Source organism: Modestobacter lacusdianchii (assembly GCF_054177765.1).
This window is the reverse complement of the sequence record NZ_JBJJTJ010000018.1, coordinates 51829-76584: the sequence shown is the minus strand read 5'-3', so window position 1 is coordinate 76584 and position 24756 is coordinate 51829. Positions and strand designations below refer to the sequence as shown.

Here is a 24756-nt window from a genome sequence, read left to right as displayed (position 1 = left end):
TCCCCGAGCGGGGGACGCGGCCCGGGAGGCAAGCGGTGGCTCCGCGTCGGGTCCCCAGGCGGCAGCAGGGCCGCCGGGGGATCCCGGCAGCGCCGGGCCCGGTGCATCGGTGGAGAGCGAGGCCGCTGCGTTGGACCTGGCTGACATGCGTGCCCGCTGGCAGCGGGCCGTGGCGGATCTGGACAACTTCCGCAAACGGTGCCAGCGCGACATCGACGACGCTCGCACCGGTGAGCGAGCTCGAGTCGCCGCCGACCTGCTGCCGGTGATCGACAATCTCGAGCTGGCCCTGCAGCACGCCAACGCGGATCCGGGCACCATCGTCACCGGCGTCCAAGCGGTGCGGGACCAAGCGCTGAGTGCGCTGGCTCGGCTCGGGTTCGAGCGTATCGAGGCCGCCGGGGCACCGTTCGATCCCAACCGGCACGAGGCGGCCCAAGTCGTCCAGGACCCTGACGCCGAGCCGGGGACCGTGGTCGCCGTGCTCCGTCCCGGATACACAGCTCCGCACGGGTTGCTGCGGCCGGCGGTGGTCGCGGTCTCCCAGCGACCCACCCCCCGTGCCGGGGAGCGGGCCTCTGACCCGGAGGGGCGCGGCTGATGACGACCAGCACCCGGGACCACTACGAGGTTCTCGGCGTCGGGCGGGATGCCGACGCCGAGGAGCTCCAGCGGGCCTACCGCAAGCTCGCCCGCCAGTACCACCCTGACGTGAACAAGGACCCGGGAGCCGAGGACCGGTTCAAGGAGATCACCGAGGCCTACGACGTCCTCTCCGATCCAGACACGCGAGCGCGCTACGACCGGTTCGGCGCGAACTGGCGACAGGTGCCGGAGGGGTTCGACCCCGACGCCGCCGGCCCGTTCGGCGCAGGCGGCGTCGGCAGCCCCTTCGAGGGTGGTCCGTTCGCCGGAGGAGGCGGCCGCCGCCGGGTGTACGTCAACGGGCAACCGGCCGACTTCGACGACGCCGGCATCGACCTGGACGACCTGTTCGGGGGCATCTTCGGTGGCCGGGCAGGTGGGGGCGGGTTCGGCGGTGGCCCAGTGCCGGGCGCGGACTCGGAGGCCGAGATCAGCTTGTCGGTGGAGGAGGCCTACACCGGTGGTCGACGTCGGGTCACGCTGGCCGGGCCCAGCGGATCGCGCACCTTGGAGGTGAACATCCCGGCCGGGGTGACCGATGGCCAACGGATCCGCCTTGCCGGGCAGGGCAGCGCCGGCAGCGGCGGCGCGCCAGCCGGGGACCTGTACCTGGTGGTGCGCATCGCTCCGCATCCCCGATACCGGGTTGACGGGCGCGACATCTACGTCGACCTCCCGATGACCCCCTGGGAAGCCGCGCTCGGTGCCCGCGTCCCCGTCGACACCCCCGGGGGGCAGGCGCAGGTGACCGTGCCCGAGGGCTCCTCCAGTGGTCGCAAGCTGCGGTTGCGCGGTCGGGGACTGGCCAGCCCGACCGGTCGATCCGGAGACCTCTACGCCGAAGTGAAGATCATGGTGCCCTCGCAGCTGTCGAGGGAGGAACGCAAGCTGTTCGAGGAGCTCGCCGACGCCTCCTCCTTCGATCCGAGGGCCAGCACGTCCGGAGGCGGCCGATGAGGTATCCGTTGGCCCGACCTCCCCGGTTGTCCCTCGACCAGTTCGCCACCGCCGCAGGGCTGCATCCTGACCTGGTGCGGCGGCTGGTCGCCCTTGGGCTGCTGGAACCGGTCAACCCGGCGGCGCGTCAGCCCGAGTTCGCCCCCAACCAGCTTGCTCGGGTCGCCCGCATCCAGCGTCTGCGGGTCGGCCTGGCGCTCAACTACGCCGCCCTCGGCGTCGTGCTCGACCTGCTCACCCGCATCGAAGAGCTGGAGGCCGCTCTGCGAGCGCGTCCCGGCACAGCCAGGAGGAGTGACTCAGCGTGGACATGAATCGACTGACCCAGAAGTCCCAGGAAGCGCTGCACGACGCGCAGACCAAAGCGCTGCGCTTCGGGCACACCGAGGTCGACGGCGAGCACCTGCTGCTCGCGCTCCTCGATCAGGTCGAAGGACTGGTACCGCGCCTGGTCACGTCCGCCGGCGCCGACCCCGACCAGTTGCGCGCCCGGGTCGAAGCCGACCTCGGCCGACGGCCTCGCGTCACCGGTCCCGGCGCCGCACCCGGGGAGGTCTATGTGACCCAGCGGCTGTCCCGGCTGCTGGACACCGCCGAGCGTGAAGCCCGACGACTCAAGGACGAATACGTGTCCGTCGAGCACCTCATGCTGGCGCTTCTCGAGGAAGGATCGACCAGCGCCAGCGGCCGGGCGCTCAAGGACGCCGGCCTGACCCGGGATCGCTTTCTCACCGCCTTGACCTCCATCCGCGGCAACCAGCGCGTCACCTCCGCCATGCCCGAGGTCGCCTACGAGGCCCTGGACAAGTACGGCCGGGACCTGGTCGCAGCCGCCCGCGCTGGGAAGCTCGACCCGGTGATCGGCCGCGACGAGGAGATCCGCCGGGTCATCCAGATCCTGTCCCGCAAGACCAAGAACAATCCGGTCCTCATCGGCGACCCTGGCGTCGGCAAGACCGCCATCGTCGAGGGACTCGCGCAGCGGATCGTCAACGGCGACGTCCCCGAGGGCCTGCGTGACCGGACCGTCTTCGCCCTCGACATGGGCTCGCTGGTGGCCGGTGCCAAGTACCGGGGGGAGTTCGAGGAACGGCTGAAGGCCGTGCTGTCGGAGGTCACCGCCGCCGAGGGGCAGATCCTGCTGTTCGTCGACGAGCTACACACCGTCGTCGGCGCCGGCGCGGCCGAAGGCGCGATGGACGCCGGCAACATGCTCAAGCCGATGCTCGCCCGCGGCGAGCTGCACATGATCGGCGCGACCACGCTGGATGAGTACCGCAAGCACATCGAGAAGGACGCAGCCCTGGAACGGCGCTTCCAGCCGGTACTGGTGGAGGAGCCGTCGGAGGAGGACGCCATCTCCATCCTGCGCGGGATCCGGGAACGCCTGGAGGTCTTCCACGGCGTCCGTATCCAGGACGCCGCTCTGGTCGCGGCGGTCACCTTGTCGCACCGCTACATCTCCGACCGGTTCTTGCCGGACAAGGCGATCGACCTCGTCGACGAGGCGTGCGCCATGATCCGCACCGAGATCGACTCCCAGCCCGCCGAGCTGGACCAGGTCACCCGGCGGGTGATGCGTCTGGAGATCGAGGAAGCCGCCCTGGCCAAGGAGGAGGACGCGGCGAGCCGCGCCCGGCTGGAGGAGCTGCGCCGCGAGCTGGCCGACCTGCGCGCCGAGGCCGACGCCATGCGCGCGCAGTGGGAGGCCGAGCGGCAGGCGATCCGTCGGGTCCAGTCGCTGCGCGAAGAGCTCGAGCGGGTGCGGCTGGAAGCCGAGGCTGCTGAACGCGCCTACGACCTCAACCGCGCCGCCGAACTGCGTCACGGCGTCCTGCCGGAGATCGAGCGACGGCTGCAGGCCGAGTCGGAGCAGCTGGTCGGCAAGCAGGGCGGACGGCGGCTGCTGCGGGAGGTCGTCACCGAGGAGGAGATTGCCAACATCGTCGCCCGCTGGACCGGTATCCCCGTGTCCCGGCTGGTGGAGAGCGAGCGGCAGAAGCTGCTGCGCCTCGACGAGATCCTGCACGAACGCGTTGTCGGTCAGGATGAGGCAGTGCAGCTGGTCGCCGACGCGATCATCCGCGCGCGCTCGGGGGTCAAGGACCCGCGCCGTCCGATCGGTTCGTTCCTGTTCCTGGGTCCCACCGGGGTGGGCAAGACCGAACTGGCGAAGACCCTGGCCGCGGCGTTGTTCGACACCGAGGACAACACGATCCGCCTGGACATGAGCGAGTATCAGGAGCGGCACACGGTTTCCCGCCTGGTTGGCGCCCCTCCGGGATACGTCGGCTATGAGGAGGGTGGTCAGCTCACCGAGGCCGTCCGGCGCAAGCCTTACTCCGTCGTCCTCCTCGACGAGGTCGAGAAGGCCCACCCGGACGTGTTCAACACGCTCCTTCAGCTGCTCGACGACGGCCGGCTCACCGACGCCCAGGGCCGTACCGTCGACTTCCGAAACACGGTCATTGTCATGACGTCCAACATCGGGTCGCAGTACCTGCTCGACGGCATCACCGGTGACGGTGAGATCAAGGAAGACGCGCGAAACGCTGTCATGGCGGAACTGAGGGCGCACTTCCGCCCCGAGTTTCTCAACCGAATCGACGACGTCGTGCTTTTCAAGCCGCTCGTCCTCGCCGAGATCGAGCGCATCGTCGGCCTGCTCGTCGATGGCCTGCGGCGTCGACTGGCCGACCGCCGGCTGGATCTGCAACTCACGGAGGCCGCTCGGCGGCACATCGCCGCCGAGGGATTCGATCCCGTGTACGGCGCTCGTCCGCTGCGTCGGTACCTGCAGCGCGAAGTAGAGACCCGGGTGGGGCGGGCGTTGCTGTCCGGTGACATCTTCGACGGAGCGACTGTGACCGTCGACGAGCGCGACGGACAGCTCACCATAGAGATCACCAACCCGTCCGACGAACCAGGCCAACAGGCTGCCTGACCGGTCACCATCCGCAACGTGCTCCCAGGCGCGACTCCACTGGAACAGGACCGCTGCAGCTGTGCCTCGCCGCCTGCGGAAGAGGAGGACAGCAAGCACCTCGGCGTCCGCATACAGGAAGGCTCAACAGAATGCTTGGCAGGGAGCCCTACCGGATTCTTTGGCTTCTGCTGACCGTGGCGCTGCTCTGCGGCGCGTGCACGGGAACGGATTCGTCAGATGGGAACGACAGGCCGGCAGAAGGGGGCACGGGGACGCTAGCCCAGGTCCCGGACATCGCGGCGAGGCTGCAACCCAGTGTCGTCACGATCCTCACCGCAGCCGGGTCAGGCAGCGGAGTCGTGTACCGCGAGGACGGGCTGATCGTCACCAACGAACACGTGGTCCGGGACTCGATATCGGTCGACGTTGCCTTCGCCGACGGCCAGCGGGTCTCAGGCACTGTGCTGGCGACCGATGCGGTCACCGATCTGGCACTGGTTGAGGCTGAGCGCACTGGGCTTCCTGCTGCCAAGTTCCAACGCCAGCTTCCGACCATCGGGGAACTGGCGGTCGTCATCGGCAGCCCGTTGGGCTTTCAGAACACTGTGACGGCAGGCATCATCTCGGGGCTGCATCGTGAGATCCCGGGAAGCGCGAGCCAAAGTCAAGCTCTCGTGGACCTGATACAGACCGACGCTGCGATCAGTCCGGGCAACAGTGGCGGGGCACTCGTCGACGGGGATGGGCAGGTTATCGGGATCAGCGAGGCGTACATCCCACCGCAGGCGGGAGCTGTGTCCCTGGGATTCGCCATTCCGTCCGCCACGGTCATCGACGTCATCGAGGAACTTGAAGGCGACGGAGAGGCTGAGCACGCCTTCGTGGGGATCGAGCCAGCGACGATAACGCCCCAGATTGCCGAGCAGCTCGGCTTACCCAGCACCGAAGGGGTCATCGTGCGAGCGGTCGTCCCCGGTGGCCCTGCGGTCACCGCCGGCATTGAATCTGGGGATGTCATCACCGCCGTGGACGGCGAACCCTCCGCGAGTCCGGAGGACCTGCTCGCGGCCCTTCGTGATCGGGACCCCGGGGACACCATCACCGTGACCGTTCGTGGTGACGACAAAGAGGAACGCGACGTCGACCTGACGCTCACCGAGCGTCCGACGGCGAGCGAGTAGCAACAGAGCGACGGTCACCCCACCCGCGCCCCGTCAAGTCCCGACCTCGGGCGCTGTCGCTGGGTGACTCAGCTGACCTCGAGAAACGCCCGAACATGCATCCGCAGCAGTCGGCCCAGGGAGGCAGACATGATCCAGCAGCAGCCTCGAGCTGCAGCCGCGCACCGGCGGAAGCAGCCGCGTCCCCGGCCGCTCGGTCCTGGCGTCCAGCGGCGCGGAGGGGAAGCCTTTCCCGGCGCCCGATTTGGCCACCGGCGCGGAGCCGACGCCGCGCACGGGCGACCTAAGGCTCCGGCGCCAGCGGCACCGAGGAGATTCCAGTGGCCGGACCGGACGGCACGGACGGGCACGGGTGGGCCGATCTGCCCCGCGCCGATCGCAGGCGCACCGGCCGGGACTGACCACCGGTGACGGGTCCCCACCCGCGTGACCAGGCGCACGACGGGGTCGATCCCGCACCGGCGACCGGGCGCAGCCCCGCCGACGAAAAGGGAGGACCGGCGGTTGCCTCGGCCGCGGTGCCCGACGTCGTCGTCGGCCTCGTGGCTGCTCCCGGCGCCGCGTCCGACGTCGCCGGATGGCTGACCGGGGAGCTGAGCCGGCAGCTGTCCGCCGAGCACGCCGAGGTCCGCTGGGAGGTCCGGTGCGTCGAGGACAGCCTGGTACAGCCACCGGCCGACGACGCCGAGATCGTCGCCGCTGCCCGCGCGCGGCTGCTCTCCGAGGACTGGGACCTGGCGGTCTGCCTGACCGACCTGCCGCTGGAGGCCGACCGCCGCCCCGTTGTCGCGCACGCCAGCCCGGTGCACGGGGTAGGGGTGCTGTCGCTGCCGGCGCTGGGCCCGGTCGGGCTGCGCCGGCGGGCGATGCAGACCACCCACGGTCTCATCCGGGCGCTGCTCGGCCCCAGCGCGGCCTCCGATCCGGGTGGCCTCCGGCGGCGGGTGCGGGAACTGGCCTCCGAGCCGGCGGACTCGGCCGAGGGTGTGCGTTTCACCGCCCGGGTGCTGTCGGGCAACCTGCGGTTACTGCTGGGCATGGTCCGCGCCAACCGGCCGTGGCGGCTGGCGGTCCGCCTGTCCCGGGCGCTCACCGCGGCCATCGCCGCAGGGGTGTTCGCGCTGGTGACCTCCGACATCTGGCGACTGGCCGACGCCTTCGGCTGGCCGCGGCTGACCGCAGTGGCCCTCGGGTCGGTGGTAGCCATCGCGGTCACGCTGATCGTCGGCGCGCAGCTGTGGGAGCGGACACCGGACCGTCGGGTCCGCAAGCAGGTGACGCTGTTCAACCTGGCGACCACGGCGACGGTCGTCATCGGGGTGCTGGCGCTCTACGCGGCGCTGTTCGCCCTTGCCCTCGCCGGTGCCCTGCTCCTGGTGCCGCCCTCGTTGTTCCAAGGGGGGCTGACGCATGCGGTGCACCTGTCGGACTACGTCGAGCTGGCCTGGCTGACCAGCTCCCTGGCGACCGTCGGCGGGGCGCTGGGCGCCGGCCTGGAGACCGACGAGGCCGTCCGTGACGCCGCCTACACCTACCAGGCCGGCCGAGCCGCCAGCTGAGCGAGGGCGTCCTCCGACCGTCGCCGGTCGGCCCCGCCGCGGCACGAGGCGATCGGTTCGGCTCAGGTGCTTCGGTGCTCGGTCGCCTCCGGCATGGCCCGGCGAGCTCGCGGACGGCGGGCGGTCACCAGTCGAGCTGCTAGCGGCCCCAGGATCGCCAGAAGCAGCACGTAGGCGGCCGCTAGCGCCCCGAAGCGCGGATCCAGCGTGAACGCGTCTGTGTCCGCCGCCGCGGTCGTGGTCAACCCGGCAATGACGATGGAGAACTCCCCGCGGGGGATGAGCGCCACCCCGGCGCGCAGCCTGCCGCGGCGGCCGACGCCGGCGCGACTAGCAGCCCACCAGCCGGTGGCGACTTTCGTGGCGGCGGTCACCGCGGCCAGGGCCACGGCCAGCGGCAGCACGGCGGGGATCTGGGTGGGGTCGATCTGCAGGCCGAAGAAGACGAAGAACACCGCGGCGAACAGGTCGCGCAGCGGGCGCAACAGCTGCGCGGCGCTGTGCGCGATCGGCCCGGACAGCGCCACCCCGACGAGGAACGCCCCCACGGTGGCCGACACGTTCAGCTGCGCGGCGACCCCGGCCACCAACAGCGTCAGCCCGAGGACGCGCAGCAGGAGCACCTCGTCGTTGGGGGCGAACACCAGTCGGGCGAGCACCCCCGGTGCCTTGATTGCGAGGACGAAGACGCCGGCGACCGCGGCCAGGGCCAGCGCCAGGCTGCTCGTGGCGGCGAAGACCGTCAACCCGGACACCAGCGCGGTGAGCACCGGAAGGTAGCCGGCCATCGCCAGGTCCTCCAGCACGAGGACGGCGATCACTACCGGGGTCTCCCGGTTGCCCAGCTGCCCGAGGTCGGCCAGCAGCTTGGCCACGATGCCGGAGGAGGATACGTAGGTCACCCCGGCCATCGCGACCGCCGCCACCGGCCCCCAGCCCAGCAGCAGCGCCACCGCGGCGCCGGGTGCGGCGTTGAGCACCAGATCCACCACCCCGGCCCGGGCGTTGTGCCGCAGCCCGGCGACCAGCTCGTCGGCGGCGTACTCCAGGCCCAGCATCAGCAATAACAGGACCGCGCCCAGCTCGGCGCCGATCGCGATGAACTGCTCACCGCCTTCAGCGACGGTCAGCGGCACCGGGCCGTGCTCGCCGAAAGCCAAGCCGGCCAGCAGGTACAGCGGCACCGGGGAGACCTTGAACCGGTGCGCCAGCAGGCCCAGCAGGCCCAGGCCGAACAGAACCAGGCCTAGCTGGAGCAGCACCGTGCCCGTCGACCCGGCGGAGGCGGCCAGTAGCTCGTGGCTCGTCTCCTCCACCGCTACGGCTGGTCCTGGGTCAGCTGCCAGGTGCGGTGATGCGTTCGCGACCGGGGGTCGTCCTCACCTGGCGGTAACGCCAGCAGCTCCACCAGCGCCGCCCGTTCCTCAGGCTCCAGGCTGACTGACTCGATCACCGTGTCCGGGTCGTCCTCGGCGTACACCAGCAGGTCCACCATCCCGTCGCGGTGCACCACGAGACCCAGCCGGCGATTGGCCGAGGTGGCAAATTGATAGCGCGTCCCCACCCCGGGCAACGGTGTCTGCTCCACCTCCACCGAGCACCTCCCACCCGTCCCAGGACTGCCGCTCGAGCACCTAGATCCTCACTGTGAGCGGCCGCGGCGGCCAGCCGAGGCTTCCGGCGGAAGCGCAGCCCCGGACCAGCAGCTGCGTCCGGCGCCGCAGGCTGCGGTCGGTCATGCGTCGGGGAGCTGGAGTTGACGGAACAGGCTTCCCCCGCCTTCTGCAAGCGGCGGCTCAGCGCCGTGCCGCGAGCACCGACGGAGTGGTGATCTCCGCGGGGGTGCGGGGCAGCACGGTCGCGAAGAAGTCGCGGGCAGCCGCCGTTGTGCCGACGTCGCGGCCAGCTCGCTCCGAGAGGAACCAGCGGTGCTCGAGAACCTCGTGGAACACCTCGGCCGGCGCCAGCCGCCCGGCCAGGTCCGGAGGGATGGCGTCGACCACCGGCCGGTAGACCTCGGCCAGCCAACGGTAGGCGGCGATGCTGTCGGGGACCGGTTCGCCGGTCTTCTGCTCCAGGTAGGCGCGGAACGTGCGCAGGTCGTTGAGCAGTCGGCGGGCCTGACGTTCGGAGACCTCGAGGCCCGTCAGCCGGAACAGCTCGCGGCGGTGGTGGCCGGGCTCGGAGACGCGGGTCTCCACCCGCAGCTTGGCGCGGCCGTCGGGGAGCGTGATCAGCTCCACCTCGCCGACGTCGAAGCCCAGGTCGTTGAGCCGCTGCAGGCGCTCGGCGACCCGGTAGCGCTGCTCGTCCTGGGCGAAGACCTCCTCACGGGTCACCTCGTCCCACAGCGCCGCGTAGCGAGGCCTCAGGCTGTCGGCCACCGCGATCGGGTCGATGTCGGCGGGAAGCAGCTCTCCACACTGCAGGTCCAGCAGCTCACCCCCCACCCGCTCCCGGGCGAGCTCGATGTCGTAGTCCCGCAGCCCGTTGCTCAGGGTCGGGTGGCGTTCGGCGGTCTCGGCGTCGACGAGGTACGCGGCCAGGGTGCCGGCGTCCAGGCGGAACAGGCTGTTGGACAGCGAGCAGTCGCCCCAGAACACCCCGGCCAGGTGCAGGCGGACCAGCAGCACCACCAACGTGTCGAGCAGCTGCTCCGCCGAGTGCTCACCGATCGGCAAGGAGAACAGGTACCGGTAGGACATCGAATACTCGAGGTAGCGGGTCACCAGGACGGCGTCGAGCCCGCCGGGGCGGTCCACGCAGATGCCCAGCACGGACACGGTGGGCAGGCCCCCGTCATCGAACTGTCCGAGCAGGGTGTACTCGTGCCGGGCGAGTGGTTCGGCCATCTCCTTCAGCGCAAACACGTGGCCCCGCTCGGCGACGAACCGCACGACGTGCCGGGAGAGGCCGCGCTGCGGGATCTCTAGCAACAGCTCGGGGTCCCACTCCTCCAGCGGCAGGTTCCAAGGCAGGGAGAGCAGCCCGGCGCCGTCGGTGGCCGGGGGGCGGAACAGGTACCGCATGGCGAGCTCCGTCGATGATCAACAGCGGTTGCCCGCCCACTGCCGGCGCGGGACTGTGACGATCCCATGCCGGCCGACAGGACGCGCGCAGGCGGGTGACCACGGGGCTGGCGACGGTGCGACATACAGCCGGGTCAGTCCGGCGGCTGACCGGAGACGCCCGGTTCGGGCCGGGCCAAGTGACCGGGTTGCTTCAGGTGCCGCCGAACGGCGACAAGCGCGACGTCGTCGGCGGGACCGGTCGTGCATTCACAGGAGGGCGGGAGAAGGACTCCATCCTCGATGACTCGCTGATCAGCGCGCTGCACCCGCTTCTAGGTCCTTGACGACGCCGGGGGCGATGGCGGACCGGCTCCGCAGTGGTCCCAGCCAATGCCGCGCGACGCATCTGCTCGCTCGAGCGGGTGACCAGGATCGAACCGGCATGGTCAGCTTGGCCGGCAGTAGATCGCCGTCGCCGATGCTGATCACCGCCTCGGACTCGGGCAATGGTCGTCGCCCAGGTGAAGGTCGCCCTCGCCCGCGGCCGCGAGGTCATGCTGCGCCGAAGGATGCCCGCCGGCGGGAGACGGTGCGCTTGGTCGTGCCGAGCTGGGCGGCGATATCCCGGATCGAGCTACCCCGAGCGGTGAGACGGCGGACGACTTCTTGTTGTTCGCCTGAGGTGAGTTCGTCGTAGGTGATGTGATCGCCGGCAAGGGCGCGTTCCACGGCGATGTCGTCCAGGTCGTTCCGCTGGGAGGGGCTGGCGGCGAGCGCCGGCGGTGCGGGGTCGGCGTCAATGTCGTCCCAGGCCAGCGGTGGCAACCAACCCCGTTCCGCCGCGTGGGCTCGAGCGGCGTCCGCGGCGGCACGCTGTTCGTCCGTTGCCCCCGGCGGCCTGGCGTTCCACAGCCGCTCATAGAGGGCGGCGACGTCGTGGGCGGTGCGGGCGGTGACCGACTCGCCGGTCACGCTTCGGCTCAGGCTGCTGGGGCGGCGGCTGAGCTGGGCTGCCAGTAGCTCGGCCGGCCATCCGACGGCGATGAGCGCTCGCAGGCGTCGGCGGGTGCCGGTGGCGTCGACGCGGCTGCGGGGTGCCCGGCTGGCATCGTCGATGCCGATGCGGAGGACCCGCGTGGCCGTGTTCGGGCGGACCCTCTGCGTGCCCGAGGAGTCGCCGCGACCATTCTGGGCGAGCTCGCGGATGTGGCTGACCGAGATGCCCGCAAGCCGCGCGATGCGCTCGACGCCGATTCCAGCTGCGCGGAGAGCCGCGATGTGCTCGCGGACTGGGCCGACGTCGACGTACGGGTGCCAGCGGCCGTAGAGCCGCTCGCGGGTGACGCTGCGGCTGCCGGCGGTGTTGGCCGCGGTGCAGTCCGTGCAACGGCAGCGGTCCCTGACGTAGGCAGCGCGTGTTCCGTGCTGATGGCGGGCCTGCGGGTGGGGGCACTCGCGTAGCACTCGCGCCTGGAGTCGCTCGGCTCGGCGAGCGGCTTGCTCGAGGCCGCGCCGGTGCTTGGTGCAGGAGTGCCGCGGATGGTGAGCGTCGGCGAGTGGTGCGCTGGCGTAGTCGGCGGTGTAGCCGCAGGACGGGCAGGTGCGGCTGACCCTCATCGCCGCCTCAGCTGCCGCGAGGGCTCCGACCTCCCGGTGGCGCGGGGGTGGCGGCCGAGGACGCCGGCTTGGTGAAGTCTGTTCTCGATCCAGTCGGTGCGAACGGTGCCGGCATCACCGACGTGTTGGTCGAAGGCCATCGCGGTGAATTGGGCGGCGACTGCCGACCATTCGTCGTCGGAGAGCGACCGCTCCAGATGGGCCTCGACGGTGGGCCGGTCGACGTAGGCGACGCTCGCTTCGAGGAGATCGCCTAGGTCGGTCAGCAGCCGGTAGGCGTCGCCGCCGTAGGCGGTGACGACGGCCTCCAGGGCCCAGGGGCGAATGGACTCCCGAATCAGCGCGATGCCGTCGTGGCCGCCGGTGACCTGGGGGCCAGAGGTGCCCGCAATGGGACGGGGGACCGTGTCAACCCCGCTCGGTTTTCGGGCTTGCTTCTCCATCGGCGCTCCACTCCTGCGGCCGTTGCTCTCAGCCGGAGAAGGCGCCAATTGGGCCCGTTTGGTGACACAGCCAGCGGATGTTTTTCGCTACTGCGCTGAATACGTGGTGCGCGCCGGACCGGGATCTGGGGCTGTGCGCAGCCGTTACGGCGACCGCGCATGTCAGCACCGGTCGGCAAGCTGACCGGCACCTGCTGCGTGGAGGAGGTCCGGAGATGACGACGAGCGAGCGTCGACCGCGCGGTGATGCGCGTCGCCACGCCGTCGGGAGCGGCTTCTGGCGGATAGTCGCCGCAGCTCCCGCCGTGCTCGGCAGTTCGCTGCTGATGCTGGCGTCCGTCCCGCTGGGCCCGTGGGCGGCGCTGCTGCCGTTGCTCTGGGTAGCCAGTGCGGCGGTGCTGCTGACCCGGGTCGGCGAACGGATAGTCGTCCGCGGGGCGTACAGGTTCCGTCGACCCAGCCCGGCGCAGGCGGTGGCGCTGCAGCCGGCATGGGCGACTGCCCTACGAGTGACCGAAACCGCCGCCGGTGACGCCGAGTTGTACGTCCAGGCCGCTCGGGTGCCCAACGCGTACGCCGCCGGTGGACGCAGCGTCGCGGTCACCAGCCGAGCCGTGGAGGACTACAAGTCCGGACGACTGTCGGAGAACCAGCTGGTGGCTGTGCGGGTCCACGAGCTCGGCCATCACGCCTCGGGAGCGACTCGTCCGATGCTGCTGGTGTCGTGGCTGGCCGCGCCCTGGCGCGTGGCGAGGAACCTGCTGATCGCTCTGGCGAGCGTTCTGTCCGGGCGTCAGAGCCAGCGAGGAACCATGGTCGCCGTGGTCGTCGGACTGGCCGTCGCCGTGACCCGGACACTGCACCAGGGGCAGTGGATGGTCGGGGGAGTGCTGGTCTTTCTCGGGTTGGCGGTGGTGCTCTGTCCCCTCGCTGACGCCGCGATCAGCCGGCGGGCCGAGTTCGTCGCCGACCGCTTCGCTGCCGACCACGGCCTCGCACTGCAGCTCGCTGCGGCACTCGGCGCGATGGACGACGGTCAGCCTGCTGCAAGCGGGCGGTTGCGGCAGCTCTTGGCGTCACACCCGACTTCCGAACGGCGGATCCGAGCTCTCCTCGCGGCGAATACCGCCTCGCGGGTCTGAGTTCGTGCGCGGCGGTGCTGCCCCAAGTGGCACCGTGTCCCCGGGGACTTCGTAGCGGCGGGGGAGGGGCGTCCGAGGGACCGGAGCGGCAGGAGTTCCGCTGCTCCGGTTGGCGAACTACCGGGGGAAGGTCTCCTCGTCGATGCCGGTGAGCCCCCACGGTGTCGCGTCGACAAGATCTTGATCACCAGTGACCTCACGCAGATGTGGACACCAGGCCAGGAATCGCTCGTCATCCGGTGGCGAAACCTCGAACCTCCGGGCCTCCGGCCCCGTTGTGGTGTCGGCTCCGAGGTCGCGGCTGACCATGGTCGGGTGGCGGAGGAGGAGCCCGGGGATAGGGACGCGAGTGCCGCCCACCTCCAGTTGGCCTGGGTGCACGGCTATTACTTGGGGAGGTTTGCCGGTGACCGCGGTGATGATCAAGGGGCCGCGGGTGGAGGCGACCAGGTTGCCCTCAAGGATTAGGCGCGTCTGCCGCAGATGTACTCGGGCGGCATCGTCGTAGGCACCGATGCAGGGATCAGATCCTCGCCGGTCGCAGTCTCGATCGCGACGATGTCGGACACGGTCTCGGTGTGCGCCCGCACCTGGGACAGCGAGTGCTCATCCAACTGCGACGGCTCCAGTGTGACGAAGGCCTCGCCCCCCACCTCGAACACCATTGTCTCGGCCTCGTGCAGCTGCAGTTGAAGCTGAGTCGAGGCGAGAATGAGCTGGTTCGTGGAGTTGAACGCTTCCCACTGTGCGACCGAGGGACGCGTCAGCAGCTCGCCTTCGACGTCGAACTGGAAGTGGACCATGACGCTGCCGGCCACGAGGACATGCCAGTGAGCGGTGCTCCCCTCCACGCGCCGATGGGCGACCGCCGCCTCGTACTCCGCCACAGTCGAGGCATCCCCACGTGCGAGTCGAACACTGACATGGTTGGCGGGGTCCTGCCGCAGAAGGTCGGTGACGGTGAACGGCCTCCAGTCGTCGGTCAGGCCCAACGCGGAGTCCCGCAGGTCGGGGACGGAGGTCTCCGGCGGCGCGACGAGGATGCGCGCGGTCTCCGTCAGCTCGGAGGCGCCGACGATTACGTCCTGGTTCCAGGCTCGCTCGTCGATAGAGATTAATCCCGCTTTCCGCAGGGTCTCGACGAACGAAAGGGTCGATGCGGCGAGTGCGGCAATCCGAGAGAAGACGCGGACCGCCGCCGCATAGCGTTCTCGTAGCGGAAAGCGCAGTGCCTCCTGCTTGGGGCCCTTCGGGTCGGCGTGGACCAGGTCGGCGTACAGCCATCCGGCCGCCAGTTGGGTGTCGGACACGAGGGGCGTTGCGTCCGTGCCATCGACCCGAATGGACTGGACTGCGTAGCCCTGGATCGCAGTGCCCTGGAGTTCGGAGGCCTCCCAGGCGCCGCGAAGGCGTTGCAGCCTGTCCCGATGAGCATCCGTCGTGGCCGCCGAGCCATGGAGCAGTCGTTCGACGGCGTCCAGGACCGTGACGTAGTAGATCGGCTCGCTCTTGACCGTCAGCGGGCGCACGCGGGCAGCGAGTGACTCGAAGGCCTCCTCGTCCTCCGGCAGCTTTCGCGTGAGCGACGTCGTGCCTGAGATGTCGAGATGGCCCGTGAGCGATCCCTGCGCGTGATGAACGAGGGCATCCCAGTCGCGAACCAGCGAGTGCGCCTGGATGCGACGAGCGCGTAGGACGAACTGGGCGATGGTGTCTTGGTCGTCGAGGTCGGCCACGACTCAAGCTTGGGGCACGTCGGCTGCTCCCGGGGACGACTCGCCCTGCCGCCAGGAGAGCGACGAGCGTTGATGGCTGAAGCCGGACGAACGTGCCGATCTGGACGGAAGTGACCGTCGTTGAGTGATCTGCCTGCGACCGGCTCGCTTTCGGGCACCGAGGTGGTCGCCGGTGCGCGCGACCGTCTGCAACGCATGGTCCCGTACGGTCGAGGCGTGGGTCCTGGCGATGGCCTTTTCAGACCGTTCATCCGTGAGAACAGGCCACTGTCTGGATACCTGCGCCAGAGGTTCGCCGGCCCCCTACTGCAGCAGGTCACGGGGTTGGAACCCGCAGACTGTGAGCGGTCGACCGAGCGGGTCGTGAGCGAGCTCATAGCGGCGGCCCGCGTGGAGCCCCCCCGTCCTCGGTGGCTGGGATCGCGGCTCAGTGCGGGAAGGGGCGTGGCGCCCAGGTCTCGAGCGCGGGACACGAGTGGCCACCTACAGGCACTACGTGGCTATCGAGGTCATCGGCGACCATGAGCTCCTGGAGTGGTGGCCGGACGACGCAGACGTCGACCTCGCGGTCGTCGATCCTGGCGAAGTCGCTCTTGAGCAAGTCGGCGACTACTCGGCGCCCTACGACTACGAGGCCGAACTTCGCCGGCACGGCCAATCGCTGGCCCGCGAGCAGTGGACTTTGCAGTACCGCGAGGAGCGTGGCCCGGTGGCGCTGTGGACCTTCGTCGATCTGACCGAGGACGAAGAGGATGAGGTCGAGCGGGGAGCGCGCGACCTCCGCGCCAAGGTGGAACAACAGCGGAGCCAGATCGAGCCGATCGTCGCGGCCATACGGGGCCAGACGGAGCGCTTCTTCGCCGACGAGCTTCCCTCGGCGCTTACCCAAGCGGTGGAGCAGCGCAGGCAGCGGGTTCGCGCTCGTCAAGCAGTGGCGGACAACCTCAGCTGGCCGGACGGGTGGAAGTACGCACGCCCACAGCTCGAGCGCGCCGTGCAGCCTCAACCCGAAGGTAGCCGCCCGGCGGCCGAGAACGCGCTTGTACACGTGGAGCACCGACCGCGGCTGGCGCCGGCCTCCTTCGATGACGTCCAGCGCACCATGCGGGTCTGGGCCGACGCCGTGGAGCGGTATCCGCGAGCGTTCAGCCGCCTGCCGGAGGACCGACTCAGCGACCTACTGGCAGCCACGCTGAACGCGGCGCTGCCCGGCGCCCAACGGGAGGTGTACCGACGGACCGGCAAGTCGGACATTTTCATCAGCGCCGACGTCCTGGCCGAAGGGACAGGACCAGCCAAGGTCTTCGTCTGTGAGAGCAAGTGGTGGGGCGGCCGGGCGAAGGTCAACGAGGCCTTGGACCAGCTCCTGAGCTACCTGGACACGAAGGACACCGCGGCCGTCCTTCTCTTCTTCCACAGACTCGCCGACCCGAATCGGCCTCGGATGGAAGCCCTGGAGGAACTTGTCTCCCGAAGCGACTACCGAAGCCAGACGCGCGGGGCGACAGGCTGGCCGGTGCTGACCTTCGACACCGGGTATGGCGGCATTGTCGAGGTCTGCCTTGCCATGGTGGACCTGCCCGGTCTCCGGCGGACGGCTGAGAGGCAGGCACGCCAAGCGTGCTAGCGGCCCTCAACGCGGGGTCACCCAGATCAGGCACTCTTTACGCACCCAATACCCCCGTCCTCAGTCGTCGCCAACCATCGCAGCCAACGCTCTACACCGCGTTTGAGCTGGGCGTTCAATGCCTGGTCAACGCGAGCCAACGCCTCAAGATCAAATCGCAGGGTTATAGGTTCAAGTCCTATCGGGGGAGCCACCCGGGCCTCTGGCCGGCGGAGACGCCGGGCGGGGGCCTTTCTGCTGCTCCGGCATGAGCAGCCTCGGCTTGTGGCGCCCGTGTCCGGGCGCGCGCCCCGTCCACCGCTGTTGCCGGGTGGCAGCTCGGGACGGGCCCCCCGCCTCGAGGGCGCTTACGCTCGGGGAATGGCGTCCAACCGCAAGCCGCTGGACGACCTCCGCGAGACCGTCGGCCGCCTGGGCGACCAGCTCCCGCGGCCCGGTCTCCGCGCCGTGGACGACCTGATGAACGACCTCTTCGGCGGTCGCCCCGGGCCGGCCCGACCCCTCCCGGAGATCCAAGCCGAGCTCGACGGGCTCATCGGGCTGGAGGCGGTGAAGGAGCAGGTGCAGGCGCTGGTCGCGTTCCTACAGGTGCAGGCCCGCCGGAAGGCGCACGGCCTGCCCGAGGTGGCGACGTCGCAGCACCTGGTCTTCCTCGGCAACCCGGGCACCGGCAAGACCACAGTGGCGCGGCTGCTGGCCGAGATGTACCGAGCGGTCGGCCTGCTGCAGAAGGGCCACCTGGTGGAGGTCGACCGGGCCGCTCTGGTCGGGCAGTACGTCGGCTCGACCGCGATCAAGACCGACCGGGTGATCCGCAAGGCGCTCGACGGCGTCCTGTTCATCGACGAGGCCTACTCGCTGTCCCCGGAGTCCGACGGCCGGATGGACTTCGGCCCCGAGGCGATCGAAGTCCTGCTCAAGCGCATGGAGGACCACCGCCACCGCCTCGTGGTGATCGTGGCCGGCTACCCCCAGCTGATGGAGGCGTTCCTGGCCTCCAACCCGGGTCTCCGCTCCCGGTTCGCCCGGGAGATCGACTTCCCCGACTACTCGACCGCCGAGCTCGAGGCGATCTTCACCGGCGTCGTCCTCCAGCACGAGTACCTGCTGGAGCCCGGTGCGGGCCTGACGCTGCGTCATGCCCTCGGCGGACTCACCTCCGACCAGGAGTCCGGCAACGCGCGCTTCGCCCGCACGCTGTTCGAGCAGGCGCTCAACCGCCAGGCGCTGCGGCTGACTCGCGAGGGCCGGAGCATCGACGACCTCGACCGGGACGACGTCTCGACCCTCACCGCGAGCGACATCGCCGAGGCCGCCCGCGCGCTGGGCGAGTAGCCGGGAGCACGGTCAGACGCCGGCGCCCTGCGCGGCCGGCTCGGCGTCCTGCCCGGCCGCCGCCGGGGCCATCCACATGACCTGCCAGCCGTGGCCGTCGAGGTCGAAGAAGCTGCGGGAGACCATGAAACCGAGGTCCTCCAGCGGGTCGGCCTCCACGGCGCCGGCCGCCAGCGCGGCGTCGACGACCCGGTCGACGTCCTCCCGCGACGGGACGCTGAAGCAGTACAGGGCCAGCGCGTGCGTGGCCGGGTCGGCCATCGGCAGCTTCGAGTGCTGCGCGAAGGTCGCGTGGTCACCGAGCATCACGCTGGCCTGCTCGCCGACCAGCATGCAGGCGGCGCCCTCGCCGGAGAACGCCTCGTCGAAGGTGAACCCGAGCGCGGTGAAGAACGCCCTGCTGCGCGCGACGTCGGCCACGGGCAGGGTCACGAAGAACATGCGCCCGGGGTGGGCGGGGCTGGTCACGGTGGGTCTCCCGTCGGTGGTGAGGGTGGGTACACCGGCCTGGACCGGCGCGGCCGGCGGAACTCATCGCTCCCGCCGGGAAGCCGGACCTGCCAACGCCGGCGCGCGGCCGACGGTGAGTGGGACGTCCGTGGTGCCCGCCGGGCGCCGGGCCGTGCTAGGCATGGCGCCCACCAGGACGCCGCCGAGAACGGAGTGACCCGGGATGAGTCGCGCATGGCAGGTCACCTTCGACGCCGCCGACCCACGGGCGTTGTCCACCTTCTGGCGTGACGTGCTGGGCTACGTGCACCCGGCCCCGCCCGGCGTGGACCTGCCCGCCGGCGCCGACCCGCTGGCCGCCTGGGACGACTTCCTCGCCCGGGTCGGCGTGCCCGAGAACCAGCGCAACTCCAGCTCGGCCGTCGAGGACCCGGACGGCGCCGGCCCACGGCTGTTCTTCCAGCAGGTCCCGGAGGGCAAGGTCGCCAAGAACCGACTGCACCTCGACGTCCGGGCGGCTCCCGGGCTCGAGGGTGAGGAGCGGATGGCGGCGCTGGAGGCCGAGTGCGACCGGCTCCTCGGGCTGGGCGCGACGCGGGTGCGCCGCGCCGAGCCCGACCCGCCGTTGAGCCTCGGGTTCATCGTGATGACCGACCCCGAGGGCAACGAGTTCTGCCTCGACTGAGCCGGGTGGTCAGTCCTCCAGCAGCCAGACGGCGGTGTTCGGCGGGAGGGCGATCGTGCCGGCCCGGTCGTGCACCCGCGCGGCCGAGGCCAGCAGCACCGAGCCCGACGTCCGCTCCAGCACGGTCTCGCTGCCCATGTTGACCACGCAGCGCACGACCTCGCCGTCCCCGGTGCAGCGCACGGTCAGCACGTCGCCCTGGGTGCTGACGACCGCCTCTCCCGAGCCGAGCGCCGGGTGCGCCGCCCGCAGCGCGAGCGCCCGGCGGTACAGGGTGAGCATCGAGCCGCCGTCCCGCACCTGGGAGGAGACCGCGTAGCGGTCCCAGTCGGCCGGGATGGGCAGCCACGGTTCCGCGGAACCGTCGGGGGAGAAGCCGACTCCGGCCGAGGCGTTCCACGGCATCGGCACCCGGCAGCCGTCGCGGCCGGCGCGGGCGCCGCCGCTGCGGAAGAAGATCGGGTCGGTCTTCGCCTCGTCCGGCACCACGGCCTGCGGCAGGCCCAGCTCGTCGCCGGCGTAGAGGTACGGCGAGCCGGGCAGCGCCAGCACCATGAGCGCGGCCGCCCGGGCCCGGGCGGTGCCGAGGTCGCCGCCACCGAAGCGGGTGACCTGGCGGTCCTTGTCGTGGTTGCCCAGCACCCACGACACCGGGGCGCCGACCTCGCTGAACGCGTCGAGCGCGGTCTGCACCCCGTCGGCGAAGGCGGCGGTGTCCCACTTCGACTTCAGCAGCCGGAAGGAGAACGACTGGTGCATCTCGTCGGGGCGGGAGTACAGCGCCACCTGGCTCAGGTCGGCCAGGCAGACCTCGCCGACCAGCATGGCGTCCTCGTACTCGTCGCAGACCGACCGCCACTGGCGCCACACGTCGTGCACCTCGGGCTGGTTCCAGGTCATCGCCTGCTCCGGGCCGTGGCCGAACAGGGTGGGGGAGTAGGCGCCGGGGTTGTCCCGCAGCTGCGCGTCCTTGAACAGGCCGTAGGCGACGTCGACCCGGAAGCCGCTGACGCCGCGGTCCAGCCAGAACCGCAGGGTCTTCTCGAAGTCGGCGGCCACCGCCGGGTCGCGCCAGTTCAGGTCGGGCTGCTCGGGGGCGAACAGGTGCAGGTACCAGCGGCCGTCCGGGGTGCGCGACCAGGCCGGCCCGCCGAACAGCGACTGCCAGTTGTTCGGCGGCTCCTCCGAGGCGGGCGCGAAGTGGTAGCGGGACGCCTCGGGGGAGTCGGGGTCGGCCAGTGCGGCCTGGAACCAGGGGTGCCGGTCGGAGGTGTGGTTCGGGACGACGTCGAGCACCACCCGCAGGCCGAGCCGGCGGGCGTCGGCAACGAGGGCCTCCAGGTCGGCGACGTCGCCGTAGTCGGGGTCGACCGCGCGGTAGTCGCAGATGTCGTAGCCGCCGTCGGCCCCGCCGGAGGGGTAGTGCGGGTTGATCCACAGTGCGTCGACGCCCAGCCAGGACAGGTAGGGCAGCCGGGCGCGCAGCCCGGCCAGGTCGCCGATCCCGTCGCCGTTGCTGTCGGCGAACGAGCGCAGGTAGACCTGGTAGACCACGGCCGTCCGCCACCAGGGCGAGGCCGAACGCTCGGGGGCGACCTGCTGCTCGGTCGCGGTCCCCACAGAGGCGAGCCGACGTGACATGTCGCCATCATCGGCACGCTCGTCGTCGAGCCGTGTGGTCTGGGTCACCAATGACGAATGAGATGTCTGTCGGGTCTTGCCAACGGCCGGGCGTCTGCGCTGGTGGGCCTGGGTGTCCGGTGGTGTGCGACCGGATGTGCCACCCTGGGATCAGGGCCCGACGCGGCCCCCGGACGAGGGTGCCGTACCCGGACTGCGACAAGACGGCACGGAGGAGACCCCCATGTCCTGGCTCGTGCTCGTGCTGTCCGGCGTCCTGGAAGCGGTCTGGGCCACCGCGCTCGGCCGGTCGGAGGGCTTCACCCGGCTCGGTCCCACCGTCGTCTTCGCGGTCTCCGTGGTCGCCAGCATGGTCGGCCTCGCCTACGCGATGCGCACCCTGCCGGTGGGGACGTCGTACGCCGTCTGGGTGGGCATCGGCGCCGCGCTCACCGTGGCCTACGCGATGGCCACCGGCGAGGAGGCGGCGTCGGTGGCCAAGGTGCTCCTGCTGCTCGGCATCGTCGGCTGCGTGATCGGGCTCAAGCTGCTGCACTGACGGCACGCCGGCCGTTCACCTGATGGTTGGGCGGGTGTGGCCTGGGGCACACCTGGAGTGTGAGCACGTACGCCGTCGGATTCGCCCGTCCCGACCGCAGGTCGTGGGCGCAGCCGGTCGACCAGCCGATGTCCTGGCACGCCGTGGAGGCGCACCGCCCCGCCGACGAGCTCGACGGGGAGGTCGAGCTCGCCGTCTGCGGGGCGATCGTGCAGGTCTGGGGCGCCCAGCGCTGGGACCGGATGAGCGCCGGTCGCTCCACCTGCGCGGAGTGCCGGCAGCGGACCGCCCCGGAGCTGCGGCGCGTCGGTTAGATCGACTGCGGCGGCTCGGCCGGCTTCTGCTCGGCGCGGGCCGACCGCCGTCCGGTGATCGCCGAGATGCCGGTGATCTCCCGGCCCACGATCAGCGCCTGCACGTGGTCGGTGCCCTCGAAGGTGTAGATCGCCTCGATGTCGGCGTGGTGGCGGGCGATGTGGTGCTCCAGCAGGATGCCGTCACCGCCGAACAGGTCGCGGGCGTCGGCGACGATCTGCCGGGCCTTCTTGCAGTTGTTCATCTTCGCCATCGAGGCCATCGCCGCGGTCATCCGGCCCTCGTCGGCCAGCTTGCTCAACCGCCAGCTCAGCAGCTGCATGCTGGTGATCTCGGCGAGCATCCGGGCCAGCTTGTCCTGCACCAGCTGGTAGCCGGCGATCGGCTGGCCGAACTGCTCCCGCTGCATCGTGTGCCGCAGCGCCAGCTCGTAGGCGGCCTCGGCGATGCCCAGCGCCCGCCAGGCCACGGTGTACCGGGTGCGGTCGAGCACCACCGACACGTCCTTGAACGACCGGCAGTTGGCCAGCTTGTTCTCCGCCGGCACCCGCACCTCCTCGAGGGTGATCTCGGCCTGCCACACCGCTCGCAGCGCCGTCTTGCCGGTCATCCGGGTCGCGGTCCAGCCGATCGACCCCTTCGGGACGACGTAGCCGCCGACGGCGCCGTCCTCGTCGCGGGCCCAGATCAGCACGAGGTCGGCGATGGTGCCGTTGCCGATCCACTTCTTCGCACCCGTCAGCACCCACTCGTCGCCGTCGCGGCGGGCCCGGGTCTCCAACGCCACGGCGTCCGAGCCGTGCTGCGGCTCGGTGAGGCCGAACGCCCCGATCAGCTCCATCCGGGCCATCGCCGGCAGCCAGCGCTCCCGCTGCTCCTCGTCGCCCAGCAGCGCGATCGACTGCATCGCCAGGAAGCTGTGCACGCCGTAGAAGGTGCCCAGGCTGCCGTCGGCGCGGGCCCACTCGGCCGCGACCAGGCCGGCGGCGACCGCGCTCATCCCGGCCGAGCCGTAGCCGGCCACGGTGCCGCCGGCGATGCCCAGCTCGGCGATCTTCGGGACCAGTTCGAACGGGAACTCCGCCCGCTCCCAGTAGTCGTTGATGACCGGGGTGACCTCGCGGGCGCAAAACTCCCGGACCCGGTCGCGGACCTCGATCTCCGCGGGCTCCAGCAGGTCCTCGAGGGCGTAGAAGTCGGGTGTGGTGGCGTCGTTGCTCACCGTTCGGACGGTACGCGCGGGTGGCACTCGGTGCCGTGTGCTCAGCGCCGCTCCAGCGACCCCCGCAGCAGGGCAGCCTGCCCAGCGTGCTGCAGGTCGTCGGTGATCACGCTGACCAGCCGGACGCCGAGGGTGACCGGCGGGTCCCAGCGCTCGTCCACGACGCGGTCGAGGTCGGCGGGGGAGAGGCCGCGGACGAAGTCGGCGGTGCGGGCGTGCACGTCGGCGTGGTGGTCCACGAGCAGCTGCGGATCGGTGATCTGCGTGCGGGCGACGTCGGAGCTGCTGAACCCGTACCCGATGGCGCCGACGTCGAAGGGGAGTGCGAACCGCTCCGCCCAGCCGTTGGCCGTGTAGGCCTGCTCGACGCCGGCGACCTCGGACACGTGGTCGTCCTGCACCCGGGTGAGGTGCCAGACCAGCCAGGCGATGGTGTTCGCCTCCGGGTCGACCCGCGCGGTGAGCAGCTCGGGGTCGATGCCGTCGAGGGCGCCGCGCACGGCCTCCTCGACGTTGTCGAACGCGGTCAGCAGCAGGTCTCTGGTCTCCATGCGACCGGCCTACCCGCGTTCCCCCGCGGGTCAATCAACGCGGTTGGTCGGCGTCCTCGCGCAGCAGGCTGCTGGCCAGGGTCAGCGCGAACACCACGATGAGCAGGGTCTGCGTCATGACCAGCGCACTGAGCAGGTTGGCCACCGAGCTCTCCGGCTCCACCGGTGACCCGCCGGTGGTGGTCAGGCTGCTGAGCGCGAAGTAGGCGAAGTGGGTGAGCCGGTCGAACTCGGCCGCCAGGCCGGCTCCTTCCCGGGCCGCGCTGAAGCCGCCGGTGAACCGCTGGACGGCGGTGCAGGCGACGATGTCGGCGAGGACGGCGTAGGCGGTGAGCCGGGCGAACACCCGGATCTCGGCGGAGGCGGGCGGCTGCGCAGCGGCGGTCCGCCCGGTGAAGCCCAGCATGTGGAACGGTCGCGCGTAGGACCCCGCGGTGACGTACCAGGTGACCGCCTCCACGACGAGCACCGTGCTGACCACCGCGGTGGTCACCGCGAGGACGACGACGAGCGGCACGTCCGTGCCGGGGACGTGCAGCGCCTCCGCCCGCCGGGCGAGGGCGAGGTCGGCCAGCAGGCAGACGGCCGCGGCGGCCTTGACCAGCGGCCGGGCGCCGAAGAGGCAGGACGCCGTGCGGCGGGCGACCTCCCGCGTGCGGGCCTGCTGGCGGGTGTCGGTGTCGCGTTCGTGGGTCCAGCCCCGCAGGACGTGGTCCTTGATGCCGAAGGGCAGGAAGAACCGCCCGCGCCCGCGGAGGAGGGCGATGCCCTCCTCGACCGTCTGCGGCACGTCGGCCTGGTAGGCGGCGCTGTACTCCTTGGCGTTGGCGGCCGCCCAGCCGATGGCCCGGAGGATCGCGTACGCCTTCACCGCGAGCAGCAGCAGGACGCCGCTGACGACCACGAACTGCGGCCAGCCACCCCAGAGGACGGCGACGGCGGCACCGGCGACCGCCAGTGCCTTCTGCCACGACCACAGGCGGGCTCGTGCCCGGATCCACATGACCTCGTCCAGCCTCTCGATCGACGCGGTGTCGACCGGGAGATCGGCCGGACCGGGCGGGAACTGAAGTCGTCAGTCGTCCTCGTCGCTCGCGGCCTCCAGCTCCTCGACCTGCTCGGGGGTGGCCTGCTCCAGGGCGATGTCGCGGGGCTCGGGCAGGTCGTCGTCCATC

General features: G+C 70.9%; 23 protein-coding genes and 1 riboswitch. Of the genes, 12 read left to right on the top strand and 11 right to left on the bottom strand.

The features are described 5' to 3' along the window. The first annotated feature begins 109 nt into the window (after nt 1-109). The 6 genes from ACJTNH_RS14015 (at nt 110) to ACJTNH_RS13990 (ending at nt 7268) form a co-directional block, all read left to right on the top strand. Nucleotides 110-601, top strand: a complete 492-nt coding sequence (locus ACJTNH_RS14015) for a nucleotide exchange factor GrpE (protein ID WP_458176639.1) — start codon at nt 110-112, stop codon at nt 599-601. Beyond that, nucleotides 601-1602 carry a DnaJ C-terminal domain-containing protein gene (locus ACJTNH_RS14010; RefSeq protein WP_458176637.1) on the top strand — a complete coding sequence of 334 codons (1002 nt, stop codon included), beginning with the start codon at nt 601-603 and terminating at the stop codon, nt 1600-1602. The genes ACJTNH_RS14015 and ACJTNH_RS14010 overlap by 1 nt, the downstream gene beginning before the upstream one ends. After that, on the top strand, nt 1599-1916 hold the full coding sequence (locus ACJTNH_RS14005; protein ID WP_458176635.1) for a chaperone modulator CbpM: 318 nt from the start codon (nt 1599-1601) through the stop codon (nt 1914-1916). The genes ACJTNH_RS14010 and ACJTNH_RS14005 overlap by 4 nt, the downstream gene beginning before the upstream one ends. Next, complete coding sequence (gene clpB / locus ACJTNH_RS14000) at nt 1913-4546, top strand: ATP-dependent chaperone ClpB (protein WP_458176657.1); 2634 nt, start codon at nt 1913-1915, stop codon at nt 4544-4546. Before ACJTNH_RS14005 ends, clpB begins: the two co-directional genes overlap by 4 nt. A 131-nt stretch (nt 4547-4677) precedes the next feature. Next, entirely contained in the window at nt 4678-5709 is a 1032-nt protein-coding gene (locus ACJTNH_RS13995; RefSeq protein ID WP_458176633.1) for a S1C family serine protease, read from the top strand. Between the two features lie 518 nt (nt 5710-6227). Further along, a complete protein-coding gene (locus ACJTNH_RS13990; protein WP_458176631.1) occupies nt 6228-7268 on the top strand; it encodes a hypothetical protein in 1041 nt (346 codons plus the stop codon). A 62-nt stretch (nt 7269-7330) separates the two neighbouring features. On the opposite strand, the gene ACJTNH_RS13985 is transcribed toward ACJTNH_RS13990, so the two are convergent. The 5 genes from ACJTNH_RS13985 to ACJTNH_RS13965 form a co-directional block, all read right to left on the bottom strand. Next, nucleotides 7331-8584, bottom strand: a complete 1254-nt coding sequence (locus ACJTNH_RS13985) for a cation:proton antiporter (RefSeq protein ID WP_458176629.1) — start codon at nt 8582-8584, stop codon at nt 7331-7333. Nucleotides 8585-8586: 2 nt separating this feature from the next. Next, a complete protein-coding gene (locus ACJTNH_RS13980) occupies nt 8587-8862 on the bottom strand; it encodes a hypothetical protein (RefSeq protein ID WP_458176627.1) in 276 nt (91 codons plus the stop codon). Between the two features lie 202 nt (nt 8863-9064). Continuing rightward, the gene (locus ACJTNH_RS13975; RefSeq protein ID WP_458176625.1) at nt 9065-10297 is read right to left on the bottom strand and encodes a DUF4032 domain-containing protein; all 1233 of its coding nucleotides are present in this window, start codon (nt 10295-10297) and stop codon (nt 9065-9067) included. Nucleotides 10298-10831: 534 nt separating this feature from the next. Next, the gene (locus tag ACJTNH_RS13970) at nt 10832-11896 is read right to left on the bottom strand and encodes a helix-turn-helix domain containing protein (RefSeq protein WP_458176623.1); all 1065 of its coding nucleotides are present in this window, start codon (nt 11894-11896) and stop codon (nt 10832-10834) included. After that, entirely contained in the window at nt 11893-12339 is a 447-nt protein-coding gene (locus ACJTNH_RS13965; protein WP_458176621.1) for a hypothetical protein, read from the bottom strand. The genes ACJTNH_RS13970 and ACJTNH_RS13965 overlap by 4 nt, the downstream gene beginning before the upstream one ends. Nucleotides 12340-12554: 215 nt before the next feature. On the opposite strand from ACJTNH_RS13965, the gene ACJTNH_RS13960 reads away from it, so the two are divergent. Next, entirely contained in the window at nt 12555-13481 is a 927-nt protein-coding gene (locus tag ACJTNH_RS13960) for a M48 family metalloprotease (protein WP_458176619.1), read from the top strand. A 464-nt stretch (nt 13482-13945) separates the two neighbouring features. Here the strand turns inward: ACJTNH_RS13960 and ACJTNH_RS13955 are convergent, their stop codons facing one another. Further along, on the bottom strand, nt 13946-15217 hold the full coding sequence (locus tag ACJTNH_RS13955; protein WP_458176618.1) for a hypothetical protein: 1272 nt from the start codon (nt 15215-15217) through the stop codon (nt 13946-13948). Between the two features lie 496 nt (nt 15218-15713). Here ACJTNH_RS13955 and ACJTNH_RS13950 point away from each other — a divergent pair, with 496 nt between their 5' ends. Both ACJTNH_RS13950 and ACJTNH_RS13945 read left to right on the top strand, forming a co-directional pair. Next, nucleotides 15714-16844: a hypothetical protein gene (locus tag ACJTNH_RS13950; RefSeq protein WP_458176616.1), complete on the top strand. Its 1131-nt coding sequence runs from the start codon at nt 15714-15716 to the stop codon at nt 16842-16844. A 360-nt stretch (nt 16845-17204) separates the two neighbouring features. Continuing rightward, nucleotides 17205-18179, top strand: a complete 975-nt coding sequence (locus ACJTNH_RS13945) for an AAA family ATPase (protein ID WP_458176614.1) — start codon at nt 17205-17207, stop codon at nt 18177-18179. A gap of 12 nt (nt 18180-18191) precedes the next feature. On the opposite strand, the gene ACJTNH_RS13940 is transcribed toward ACJTNH_RS13945, so the two are convergent. Continuing rightward, entirely contained in the window at nt 18192-18647 is a 456-nt protein-coding gene (locus tag ACJTNH_RS13940; protein ID WP_458176612.1) for a VOC family protein, read from the bottom strand. A gap of 205 nt (nt 18648-18852) precedes the next feature. On the opposite strand from ACJTNH_RS13940, the gene ACJTNH_RS13935 reads away from it, so the two are divergent. Then, on the top strand, nt 18853-19314 hold the full coding sequence (locus tag ACJTNH_RS13935) for a VOC family protein (RefSeq protein WP_458176610.1): 462 nt from the start codon (nt 18853-18855) through the stop codon (nt 19312-19314). Between the two features lie 9 nt (nt 19315-19323). Here the strand turns inward: ACJTNH_RS13935 and ACJTNH_RS13930 are convergent, their stop codons facing one another. Further along, nucleotides 19324-20934, bottom strand: coding sequence for a glycoside hydrolase family 13 protein (locus ACJTNH_RS13930; protein ID WP_458176608.1), 1611 nt, complete (start codon nt 20932-20934; stop codon nt 19324-19326). Between the two features lie 171 nt (nt 20935-21105). Next, a riboswitch (guanidine-III (ykkC-III) riboswitch) is annotated at nt 21106-21168 on the top strand. A 10-nt stretch (nt 21169-21178) separates the two neighbouring features. On the opposite strand from ACJTNH_RS13930, the gene ACJTNH_RS13925 reads away from it, so the two are divergent. Together ACJTNH_RS13925 and ACJTNH_RS13920 are read left to right on the top strand one after the other, a co-directional pair. Continuing rightward, on the top strand, nt 21179-21493 hold the full coding sequence (locus tag ACJTNH_RS13925; RefSeq protein ID WP_458176606.1) for a DMT family transporter: 315 nt from the start codon (nt 21179-21181) through the stop codon (nt 21491-21493). Between the two features lie 59 nt (nt 21494-21552). Then, on the top strand, nt 21553-21807 hold the full coding sequence (locus ACJTNH_RS13920; RefSeq protein WP_458176604.1) for a hypothetical protein: 255 nt from the start codon (nt 21553-21555) through the stop codon (nt 21805-21807). Here ACJTNH_RS13920 and ACJTNH_RS13915 read toward each other — a convergent pair. The 3 genes from ACJTNH_RS13915 to ACJTNH_RS13905 are packed head-to-tail and all read right to left on the bottom strand — an operon-like array spanning nt 21804 to nt 24584. Continuing rightward, the gene (locus ACJTNH_RS13915) at nt 21804-23030 is read right to left on the bottom strand and encodes an acyl-CoA dehydrogenase family protein (RefSeq protein WP_458176602.1); all 1227 of its coding nucleotides are present in this window, start codon (nt 23028-23030) and stop codon (nt 21804-21806) included. The two genes, ACJTNH_RS13920 and ACJTNH_RS13915, sit on opposite strands and share 4 nt — an antisense overlap. Before the next feature lie 41 nt (nt 23031-23071). Then, nucleotides 23072-23581: a mycothiol transferase gene (locus tag ACJTNH_RS13910; protein ID WP_458176600.1), complete on the bottom strand. Its 510-nt coding sequence runs from the start codon at nt 23579-23581 to the stop codon at nt 23072-23074. Between the two features lie 34 nt (nt 23582-23615). Then, nucleotides 23616-24584: a hypothetical protein gene (locus ACJTNH_RS13905; RefSeq protein ID WP_458176598.1), complete on the bottom strand. Its 969-nt coding sequence runs from the start codon at nt 24582-24584 to the stop codon at nt 23616-23618. Nucleotides 24585-24756 lie beyond the last annotated feature (172 nt).

Excerpts from the sequence above, each read along its gene's own strand:
- ACJTNH_RS14010 (WP_458176637.1), top strand. The coding sequence starts at position 601 with ATGACGACCAGCACCCGGGACCACTACGAGGTTCTCGGCGTCGGGCGG.
- ACJTNH_RS13925 (WP_458176606.1), top strand. The coding sequence starts at position 21,179 with ATGTCCTGGCTCGTGCTCGTGCTGTCCGGCGTCCTGGAAGCGGTCTGG.
- ACJTNH_RS13905 (WP_458176598.1), bottom strand. The coding sequence starts at position 24,584 with ATGTGGATCCGGGCACGAGCCCGCCTGTGGTCGTGGCAGAAGGCACTG.
- ACJTNH_RS14005 (WP_458176635.1), top strand. The coding sequence starts at position 1,599 with ATGAGGTATCCGTTGGCCCGACCTCCCCGGTTGTCCCTCGACCAGTTC.
- ACJTNH_RS13935 (WP_458176610.1), top strand. The coding sequence starts at position 18,853 with ATGAGTCGCGCATGGCAGGTCACCTTCGACGCCGCCGACCCACGGGCG.
- ACJTNH_RS13965 (WP_458176621.1), bottom strand. The coding sequence starts at position 12,339 with ATGGAGAAGCAAGCCCGAAAACCGAGCGGGGTTGACACGGTCCCCCGT.
- clpB (WP_458176657.1), top strand. The coding sequence starts at position 1,913 with ATGAATCGACTGACCCAGAAGTCCCAGGAAGCGCTGCACGACGCGCAG.
- ACJTNH_RS13995 (WP_458176633.1), top strand. The coding sequence starts at position 4,678 with ATGCTTGGCAGGGAGCCCTACCGGATTCTTTGGCTTCTGCTGACCGTG.
- ACJTNH_RS13945 (WP_458176614.1), top strand. The coding sequence starts at position 17,205 with ATGGCGTCCAACCGCAAGCCGCTGGACGACCTCCGCGAGACCGTCGGC.
- ACJTNH_RS13960 (WP_458176619.1), top strand. The coding sequence starts at position 12,555 with ATGACGACGAGCGAGCGTCGACCGCGCGGTGATGCGCGTCGCCACGCC.
- ACJTNH_RS13970 (WP_458176623.1), bottom strand. The coding sequence starts at position 11,896 with ATGAGGGTCAGCCGCACCTGCCCGTCCTGCGGCTACACCGCCGACTAC.
- ACJTNH_RS13910 (WP_458176600.1), bottom strand. The coding sequence starts at position 23,581 with ATGGAGACCAGAGACCTGCTGCTGACCGCGTTCGACAACGTCGAGGAG.
- ACJTNH_RS13975 (WP_458176625.1), bottom strand. The coding sequence starts at position 10,297 with ATGCGGTACCTGTTCCGCCCCCCGGCCACCGACGGCGCCGGGCTGCTC.